At 39.7% G+C, this 9390-nt stretch carries 8 protein-coding genes and 2 pseudogenes; 2 read left to right on the top strand and 8 right to left on the bottom strand.

From position 1 onward, the window contains the following. The 8 genes and pseudogenes from CFE23_RS14720 to CFE23_RS14685 form a co-directional block, all read right to left on the bottom strand. Positions 1-288, bottom strand: a pseudogene (locus CFE23_RS14720) (hypothetical protein); the annotation flags it as partial. A gap of 470 nt (positions 289-758) precedes the next feature. Continuing rightward, entirely contained in the window at positions 759-1724 is a 966-nt protein-coding gene (locus tag CFE23_RS14715) for an STING domain-containing protein (RefSeq protein ID WP_291089567.1), read from the bottom strand. Between the two features lie 3 nt (positions 1725-1727). Next, positions 1728-2153: a hypothetical protein gene (locus tag CFE23_RS14710; RefSeq protein WP_291089564.1), complete on the bottom strand. Its 426-nt coding sequence runs from the start codon at positions 2151-2153 to the stop codon at positions 1728-1730. After that, positions 2143-3153 carry a cyclic GMP-AMP synthase DncV-like nucleotidyltransferase gene (locus tag CFE23_RS14705; protein WP_291089561.1) on the bottom strand — a complete coding sequence of 337 codons (1011 nt, stop codon included), beginning with the start codon at positions 3151-3153 and terminating at the stop codon, positions 2143-2145. The genes CFE23_RS14710 and CFE23_RS14705 overlap by 11 nt, the downstream gene beginning before the upstream one ends. A gap of 84 nt (positions 3154-3237) precedes the next feature. Further along, positions 3238-4239, bottom strand: a complete 1002-nt coding sequence (locus CFE23_RS14700) for a WYL domain-containing protein (RefSeq protein WP_291089558.1) — start codon at positions 4237-4239, stop codon at positions 3238-3240. Positions 4240-4241: 2 nt separating this feature from the next. Beyond that, positions 4242-6194: a DUF2779 domain-containing protein gene (locus CFE23_RS14695; protein ID WP_291089555.1), complete on the bottom strand. Its 1953-nt coding sequence runs from the start codon at positions 6192-6194 to the stop codon at positions 4242-4244. Between the two features lie 20 nt (positions 6195-6214). Next, positions 6215-7207, bottom strand: a complete 993-nt coding sequence (locus CFE23_RS14690) for a hypothetical protein (protein ID WP_291089552.1) — start codon at positions 7205-7207, stop codon at positions 6215-6217. Positions 7208-7503: 296 nt separating this feature from the next. Beyond that, positions 7504-7698: a hypothetical protein gene (locus CFE23_RS14685; protein ID WP_291089549.1), complete on the bottom strand. Its 195-nt coding sequence runs from the start codon at positions 7696-7698 to the stop codon at positions 7504-7506. A gap of 547 nt (positions 7699-8245) precedes the next feature. On the opposite strand from CFE23_RS14685, the gene CFE23_RS14680 reads away from it, so the two are divergent. Beyond that, positions 8246-8881: a DUF6266 family protein gene (locus CFE23_RS14680; protein WP_291089547.1), complete on the top strand. Its 636-nt coding sequence runs from the start codon at positions 8246-8248 to the stop codon at positions 8879-8881. A gap of 300 nt (positions 8882-9181) precedes the next feature. Continuing rightward, positions 9182-9390 (top strand): annotated as a pseudogene (locus tag CFE23_RS14675) (VOC family protein); the annotation flags it as partial.

Here is a 9390-nt window from a genome sequence, read left to right as displayed (position 1 = left end):
CGCGAGGGTTGCCCCGACAGTCAATTCAATAATCCCATGCATGTGATCAGGCATGATCTGGAAAGCATCCAATTCGACATTGGGAAATCTTGTTTGTAATTTTTCCCATTCGTCATGGGCAATCTGGCCGCATTCATTCAATATCATTTCCCCATGTTCAATGTGTCCAAACCGGTGTTTCCGGTCCTGGCAGTTCATGGTGATAAAATACAATCCGGACTGGCTGTAGTCGTATCCTTTTAAGCGGATGGACCTGCGGTGGTGGCGTTGTGGGTCGTATGGTGGCATGGCGTATCGTTTATAAAGCAAAGTGCTTCTGTGGCGTTGAGATACAAATATAAGAATTTGTAGTGGGGGCGACCCTTGCGGTCGCCCTTTTCATCATAATTTGTAGTCATATCATGAAGGGCAACCTTTAAGGTTGCCCTTTTATGAGAGGGGCGACCGCAAGGGTCGCCGGTACCGGGATAATGGATGCGGGGGAGGTATCTATTCCTCGCCGCTGATTGCATTCCATCCCACAACGCATATCGCATTAGCCATCTAAAACAATGTCCACCTTTTAACCGTCAGGTTGTTTCCCTGACGCAGTGTTGATTTAAAAATATAAAACTGCAGGTGTTGTGTTTGTGGTTTTGTTTTATTATAGTTGCCAGAATTTCAATTTTGAAATGCGTTATGGGTGTTGGATGCACGCGTCTGGAGCGCATTAATGAAGTAATTATGCGCTATCGTATTGTAGAAAATCTGCACGCTGGTTAAATACCAACAACTTCGACATTGACAATATCTTTAGTAAATGTATTTTTGCTTATTAAATATTCAAGTGCTCTTCTAAAATTTCTTATTTCTCGTTCCTCTAATATAGTTTCCTTGAAATCTTTTCCTAAATGTTGTTTCTTTGAATAAAGCTCAATAGCTTTATTTAAAGCATTTAATGTCAATGGAATGTCAATTAAATGTAATTCCCCATTAATCGCTTTTGAAACATCCACTGAAAAATCATAATCTCTGATTCCTCCGGTGGTTACATTCAATTTATCCCAACTTCCTTTTAACCTTTTTGCTTTAACTTTTGAAAACATATCATCACTAAGATCATCAGGTATCAAAACAGTAAATTTCAAATCCATTATCTCAAAGTCATCATTATTTCCGATTGTAAATTTTCTTTTTTTTGCCTGGTCTTCTAACAAACCCTCAATTGTCCTGACCAGAAAATTAGTAAAATAGCCATAAGCTAAGGCTGTTGATGGTAGGAAGCCTAGATCAAAAGTTTTTTCTTTAGTTTCAATGTGTTCTTTTATTTTGTTTGCACAATCAACAATGGCTGTATCGAAATCAGGTTCTTTTGGTGATGGAAAAAACGGCAACGTAATCCCATACAAATCTGTTGGTATTTTGATTTCTTCTTCCATCATATAAAAGACTCTTGAAGCTCCTAATCCACCAGTAAACAAACCAAATTCGAATAAGATATTATCACGACTGGTTTTTTGTTTTCTTTTGCGAGATACAATTACATCGTCACCGGTTGCAACTAATATTGCATAATCATAAAAAGCAATTTGCCCGGATAGATTTTCAAAATTGCTTTTTCCCAATTCGAAAGCTTGAGTCCACATTTTGCAATCTGCAAAACTTGCCAATTGGTCTTTAATCTTTTCAGCTACTGCTTTTCCTTCAGTAGAAGAGCCTATGAAAATATTTGGTATGAAATCCATAATTTAAATTTTTTTGTGGTCAACATAAGGGTGTAACCATTTCCCCTTTATTTGATATAGCTCATAAAATAGAAACCATTCATGTGTCCAAGGAACAATCGTATCATGAATGTGTGATTTGAAATCATAAATGAAATCCTTTGGATAATAAAGACACAAACTCTTATCAGAATACATGTGAATATCATCATCATATTCAATTTGTGGGCTTATGACAAACACTTTAGGGTTTAAGCCTGGTGCCCATTCAATCCTATAATTAAAAATAGGGGAGAGATCAGTAGGCTGACAAGATCCATAGCAAATCAACTTCCCTTCTCTAATTTGAAACTTTAGGAAAGGAAAGTTGTTTTTTAATAGCTTCATTTCAACTCTAATGGCTAAGTGTTTTTTTATTCCCCGAACAGGAATGTATCTTCTAACCCCCATAATTTCGATGTGTTTTATGATTAACACCAGTACTGGGATTGATGTTTCCTGATTTATCTAAATGTGCTGAACCATCTAAAACATGCGAGGCTGAGAACATTAATGCCCTCTCTTTTGCGTCTGTGTTTTCATCAGCCCCTAATGGAAATCTATCGCCTAGATATTTTCTCCAGGTTTTAGACGATTCTAATTGGTTCTCTTCATCAAGTGCTTTCTTAGCATCCTCGACAAATTTGTCTAGCTCTTTTTTGAACTTGTCTTTTTGATCCTGAGTTAATTTAGATGTAAGGTCATCGTAAGGTTCAACTGGCGAATCACAGGTTACGCCCCATGAGAGTTCCGATTTGATGTTTTTTAAAGTTTGATATAGACTTTCGTCATCCCTATCAATACTTTCTGAAAAATTATTACAAGCCCAAACGGCAAATGCAATACCGCTCGGCATCTTTAAACTACTTTTAGAAGCCCATGCTTTCAGGCACTTGATTACTTTAACTAATTGCCCATTTGAGTCTTTATGTTTAGAAAGCCAGTTAACCATGTGCGAAGGGTCATCTTTTATCCATCCATCCCCTTTCACAGCCATATAAGAATAATCTTCACCTTTTACTTCGTAATAAATGGGAAAGTCTATGTTATAAGCAGATTTATAAAATACGCGTATGCATTTTTTCCTATGCTCAGCACCATCATCGGTATGATCACAAACAGCGTCATAAACATATCCTTGTACTGTTTCGGCAGTTACTGATGGTTTTTCAGGAAGGAATATGCCTCTGTCCGAATCATAAGTCCCATCTTCTTTTATAATTATAGTTTTCATGTCCCTTGCACCGGAACCTTGTGTGTAATATGACGGTGTCATATTTAATTTATCCTTCAGTTTTGTAGTTATTTTTTTCTGAAGTGCTTCCCTCGACGTTTTCATCTTTTTCATTTCTTCTGAAGTGGGAGTAATGACTTTATTAAAGTCTAAAAAGAGTTTGTTGCAATTTGCCATAGCAGTTATTATTTGTAGATTAATATTTTTTATACTACAAATAAAATACTACATGGCGCAACCCACATGCACCATTAAAAAATATTACATATAATTTGAGTTCGCCTTTATAAAACTTGCCTTAAATATTTCTCTGATGCCCGGAGGAGAAATTACTTTTGCATTGCAACAATAACTATATATTTTTGAATAAAACTCATATGATGGTTTCACAATAACTTTAATAGTTAATTGTTTTTTCGTTTCCTTGATTATTTGTTGTGTTGGATGAATTGGTAGTGTTTTCAAATAATCACCTTGCTCAACATCAAATGATATAATCACTTCAATGGGATCTTCATCAGAAACTGTTATCCCAAATGAATGTTTGAAATATTCTGAACTATTGAATTCTATTTTTTCAAATTCTTCGTCTTTTAATAGGACATAATTTATTCTATCCAGGCCAAAAGTTATTATGCTATCATATTTTATATTAATACCAATAAGGTACCACATTAACTTATCTTCTTTTAGCAGTATTGGTTTAATAATATGGGTTTTTGCGGGTTTTCCAAAACGCTGATATTCGAGTTCGACAATCTTTCTTTTAGAAATAGCGTTCAATAAATCAACAATAAATTCTATTCCAGAAATGGGAGGATGCTTTTCGGATTCTAATAAATTTTCAATATCAAATAATTCTTTGCGGTCCTTAGAAATATTAGACCCATCTATAACCTTTTTCATGGCTTTCGATAGGTCTTTGAATATTGGATATTCACTATATTGATTAATTGTTTTAAAGTAAAATAACAACGCATCAACCTCTCCGTCCTTTAATTCTAAAGTTGAGAAAATTTCCTTTGGAATCCCAGTACTATACCATTTTTTCTCTTTATCATCTTTAAATATGCCTAAATTTTTCCCAAATATACTTTCATCATCTCTTAAGTCTTCAAGGTCTTTTTGTATAGTTCTATATCCGACTTCAATACCACTGTTTACACATGTAGTATGTATATCTTTAGAAGAATGCATACCAGTTCTACTTAAAATTTTTAGTATTATCAAATATCGTTTTAATGCTTTTTGATTATTTGCCATTTTTATTCAGCTATTTCTTTAAAATGTTCAAAAAGCATAACCATTGCAAGTGTATCCAATTCGCAATATTTTAAAAGAGCAGTGCTCAGTTCATCCAATTCTGCATCACTAATATCAGTATATTGCATTTTACCATATGCAGTTAAAGCCGCTCCCCCATCTGCAAGTTCTTCCATCCCTGAAACGACCTCATCCAGTTCTTCTTCACTCCAATCTTCAAAGAGTCTAGGCAATTTTTTATAAGGGTTTTCGATGACTTCACCATTGCAGGTGAGCCAAACATGCGAGGTTGGTAAATTTTGACTTGTTAAGTTGATTTTATCTATTGGTTGGGAATATTTATCGCGCAGATATTTACACGAATTAAGGATTGCAGGCAATACATATTTAATAGAATTTGACCCCTTTGTTAACGGATTATAATAATATTTTTTAAGGACATCCCATAAATCTACCATATCTCTTTCTCCGATCCATTTTTCTGCACTATCGCTTTTGGAATGAGATATGCTTTTTATAAATGCGATTAATGTGGCTGAATCCAGTTCGTCAGCTGTCAATAACTGTTCGTAAATGGCATTAAGGATTGTGTTTTCGTGATTAGAATAACGAAAAATAGTACCGTTGTCCTTATCAAGCGCTTCCCTCAAGGCTCTTACGAAATCAAAATTGGGAAAAACGCCTTTGGCGTTATTTAGATATTGTGCCGAGTGCTCAATCCTGCCATCTTGATAGTACGTATGCACTGAGAATTGGAAAGCAATTTGCTCATACGGCCTTCGGCCTGAAGTAAATGGTAAAGGCACAGCGCTTGTCTCAAAATCTATAAAATGGAGCGGGTAATTCCAATCGTCAATTTCCTGCCTAAGCCCCTCAACATCGATATGTATGGAAGTATCCAGATCAACTTCTTTCCTGATTTGTATCCATTGTCGTTCGCTCATCGACAATCTTCCAGCTTCGGGTTTTAAACCGATACTATCTTCGGTCAGTTCATCCATAAAGTAAATACCGCTATTAAACAGTTCTGCACCTTTTCGGAACGACCAGACATCAAATGTTTTGGGTTTACTGAATTCAGGTTCACCCCAATTGTGTTGCTTTTCAAAACATTCTTTAAAACCGGACCTTAAAACTGCTTCCGCATCGTTATTTACAAATTCGCATGACTTACAGCTATAAGAAGTTGGCCAGCTCGAGTAAGTATCACTTAAATAATTTTCTTTCAACATTTCTACAGCACCTGTGAAAGTAAGGTCGGGTGAATAAGGTATCGTATCGTTTATGATTTGAGTAACTACAGCTGTGGTATTCTTTTGCTCCAACACACTGGTTCCAGCATTTTGCAAAGAGTTGATTGTCTTGATAACGCCTGTTCTATTACCAGCTTCTTTACTGACCCTGAAAAACTGGTTAAGTCCATTAATAGTGGTTCGTGCAGATTTATTAGCCATCATTATGAAGGAACTAATCTCCCAATCGGGATAACACAACTGCATTACATATTTTTGAAACGCAACATCAAATAAATATGGCTTCCATGCAGGCACCATTGCCCCACGCTTTCCAACAAAAAGGTAATCGTCATTTGGGTCAAATGATTTGGATTTAACCTCAATAAGTTTAATCACATCGCCTTTTTTGACGAGTATATCCGTTCTTATAAATAACCCGTCGTGTAAAAATGCAGCTTCATAAATCACTATATTTTCTTGTTTTAATAGTTCTTGCGTCTGTTTCCAAAGGAGTTCATATTTTCCATCATCTCCCTCAATCAATACCCCATTAGGATAATGCATTCTGGCATATTCTTCAATCTGGAAACCACCTTCAGCCAACGCAAGTAAAAAAGGGTCTTCCTGTTTCTTATTAGCATATTCTTTTTTACCAGTATAGAATAATTTGTTTGGACATTCCAAACCTAATTTAAACCTTGATTTTGTTAGTACTCTCATTAGGAAAACTGTTTAAAGTTTTAATTTTTCAAGTAAGGCTCCTTCCGACTCCCAATAACCATATTCTTCACCTCCCTAATCCCCCAAACATCATTAAAAGAAACTGCCGCAATTTTTACATTTACCGTAACACCCATGACTGCGTTGTCATTTATGAAAGTCATGTAATACCTTCCTGACAAAGGAGTAGTCATAGACGAATAATCATTAATCACTTTACCTCGTTTCAAAGGATAGAATGACTGGCCGCTGTTTAGCAAATCCAAATTTGCCGCATCGTTTATATAGAAATCGATGTCTTCACCGGATTGCAGTTTTGGAATAAAGGAAATTGCACCTGATGCTATTTGATTAATTGGTGTTTTTGGGATAACGGAGTCAGCGGCCGCCCTTAATAATTCAGCGGCTGCTTCATATGCTTTTTGACCTTCCTGATTAACCCCTATATAATATCCCCAGGCAACAGTATTTGTGGGTAGTATAAAGTCAAAGGTTGTCTTGTTATCATTGAGATTACCAACTGAGTGAACCTTTGCTGCCTGATCTGTAATTATGGTTATTAACGTGTCACGCCTTACCAGATAGTTTTCCTGAGTAGTGGTGTAAGTAGTATCATTCACCGTTTTCCAGTATACGGTAGTATCAAATTTCTTCGTGCTTACAGTAGCGGGCGTCCTCTGGATTTTAAGTTTGCAAATGCGTGGTCCTAATGAAGAATTGTACAATCGGAATTTATAAACAGCCGTCTTATTGATACTAATTGTTCGGTTATCCAGCTTCTTGATTTTATAATCCATGAATTTTGAAGCGGAGGGATATTCCGCTATTTCAAACTCTTTTAATTCCTTTCCATTGGTTTCTTCGAAGTTTACGGTAAGTTGATCCCCCTCGGCGAGGCCGTAATACAGGACTTCTTCACCCAACATCGGGACCTTAATGGTAGTTTCAGCAACGTCAATGGATTGCGCGCTCAAGGGGAGTACTGCTAACAGCAGCAGTAATTGTTTCATCATCTCGTTTGTTTTCGGTTACCAACATCCCGCAGGGCGGCGGGAGCAAAGGGTGGTGTATGCCGCACCAACCCCTGCGTTATAAATATAATGCAATCCACGCAGAAAAGTATTGCCAATTCCGCAAAAAACCATCAGGGTATACCCTGATTTTGTAAAGAATAACGCAACGGAATGTGGTGATTCGGTGCGAATACGCCAAAAACTGCGTTGTCGCGTGCCGTCCCCTTTTGGGGTGTGGGCTGATTCCCAACATCGCGGTTGGCGGATGTGGCACGCTACAGGCCTTGCCGGTGCCGCTACTTCGCGTTAATAATCCGGATGATGTATTGCGCATCCATGTTCATGTACGCCCCGAGGTCAAAGACCGTCAGGGGGATGCCCGGTTCCTTGCGTACGCATATACGGATTTTCTTAATGACTTCCCTGGCGGTTTTGTCGCTGACACCCATCATCAGGCTGACGTCTTTCGTGTAGATAATGACCCTGCTCATAGTGATTAAGTTTTAGTTACTATTATGGCATAGGATTTTGGGGCTCCTTGTATTGCTGTTACGAAGGAATATAATTCCATAATTCATTGATACTGTGTTTACAAAATTTTAACAATATCGTTTTCGTTGTGGTGTGCTTTTGCCAGATTTAACAAGCTATTCTTACAAATGTTAATGTTTTCTAAACATATGCTTAATTGTGACATTTTGGGGTTTCGGCCGGGTTTCGACCGAGTTTCGGTGCAGGGTGTTCGGGGCCGTCGCAAGCTGCCTGCCATCGCTCTCGAAGCTGACTCGAACGAGACTCGAACGAAACTGGAACAAGAGTCTATTCAAAATGGGCGGTAAAAAGCGGTAAAAAGCGGTAATTTTTGCCCTTTTGTTTCCTTTTCCGGTAATAAGCGGAAACAAACGGTAAAACGCGGAAGATAGCGGTAGCGGGCTTTGCGGTCTCAAAAATGCGTTTTAGTTTTGGTCCATCAACGGGAAAGACCCGGCAGTCCTGCAGGCTGATTTTATTCATCCATTTTTCTAAAAATTAAAGATCATGGGAAAATTTGAAAAAGGAATCCTTGGAGGATTCAGGGGCACAATAGGCCCGGTAGTAGGCGCCAACTGGCGCGGTTTAGACGTCATGAGAAGCCGCCCAAAAAGGAGCAGCCGTGTGGCCAGCGCCAAACAACTGCAGCAGCGTATGGCATTTGCACTCGTCATCCGCTTTATCACGCCGATTCGGGCGTTACTCGACAGCTATTTCGGGCAGCCCGCCAATGAGCGCTCCCGCTTTGACCTCGCTTCGTCATTCTTCCTCAGGGAGGCGGTGACCGGCGTATACCCGGACATGTCCATCGACTATGCCAGGGTGATGATCACCAAAGGGGACCTGGCAGGGGTACAGGACGCTGCGCTGACGGCACTGCCTTTGGGTACGCTACAGTTCACCTGGGCCGACAATTCCGGCCAGCCGGAGGCGGTGTCTAACGACCTGCTGCTTGCCGTAGTCTACAATCCGGATAAGGCCAGGTTCCTGTACAGCCACGTGGAACAGCGTTCGTCAGGGCTGCTGAGCCTGTCGGTACCGGATGCCTGGGCGGGAGACGCCGTACACTGCTGGCTCGGGTTTACCGCACTCGGCGGGCACCGCGCCTCCACGAGTGTATACCTGACCGGTACGGTCGTGTAGTGCGACTGCCCATTCCAAAAACAAGACCCTGAAGGACGCTTCAGGGTTTTTTATTTGGTGCCTGTGGGAATGGACAAACGCGTGTGTTTTCGCCGTGATCCATGACAGCCACCTGATGTACTGTCGTCCCATTTTGAAATCACTTTAGCGCCGCAACCGCCATTGTGGGTTGGTGTGGGCTGCCGCTCATCGCCAAAGCCTGGACGTTAAAGTGACGGCCTTCGGAAATTAATCGCTAATTTTGGAATCATTCCCTTGTGAACCAAGCTTCAGGGTCAACCATTAAAACCGATAAAACGGATGAGAATCAATACGACAAAGGGCATCGCACTACTGGTTACGGCATTTCTGCTCGGCTATGGCACGCGAAGCCTACACAGTACAAAAGCAGCCGATTCCTCCCGGAAAGTGACCGGCCTCGGGGGCATCTTCTTCAAATGCAGGGACCCAAAGGCGATGCGGGCGTGGTACAGCACACACCTCGGGCTCGCCACCAACCAATATGGCAG

It is taken from the genome of Flavobacterium sp. BFFFF1 (assembly GCF_002256285.1).
Classification (GTDB): domain Bacteria; phylum Bacteroidota; class Bacteroidia; order Flavobacteriales; family Flavobacteriaceae; genus Flavobacterium.
The sequence above is the reverse complement of the archived record's forward strand: the minus strand, read 5'-3'. Positions and strand labels throughout refer to the sequence as shown.

Coding starts and splice junctions, on each gene's coding strand:
- CFE23_RS14715 (WP_291089567.1), bottom strand. CDS start 1,724: ATGGATTTCATACCAAATATTTTCATAGGCTCTTCTACTGAAGGAAAA.
- CFE23_RS14710 (WP_291089564.1), bottom strand. CDS start 2,153: ATGGGGGTTAGAAGATACATTCCTGTTCGGGGAATAAAAAAACACTTA.
- CFE23_RS14705 (WP_291089561.1), bottom strand. CDS start 3,153: ATGGCAAATTGCAACAAACTCTTTTTAGACTTTAATAAAGTCATTACT.
- CFE23_RS14700 (WP_291089558.1), bottom strand. CDS start 4,239: ATGGCAAATAATCAAAAAGCATTAAAACGATATTTGATAATACTAAAA.
- CFE23_RS14695 (WP_291089555.1), bottom strand. CDS start 6,194: ATGAGAGTACTAACAAAATCAAGGTTTAAATTAGGTTTGGAATGTCCA.
- CFE23_RS14690 (WP_291089552.1), bottom strand. CDS start 7,207: ATGATGAAACAATTACTGCTGCTGTTAGCAGTACTCCCCTTGAGCGCG.
- CFE23_RS14685 (WP_291089549.1), bottom strand. CDS start 7,698: ATGAGCAGGGTCATTATCTACACGAAAGACGTCAGCCTGATGATGGGT.
- CFE23_RS14680 (WP_291089547.1), top strand. CDS start 8,246: ATGGGAAAATTTGAAAAAGGAATCCTTGGAGGATTCAGGGGCACAATA.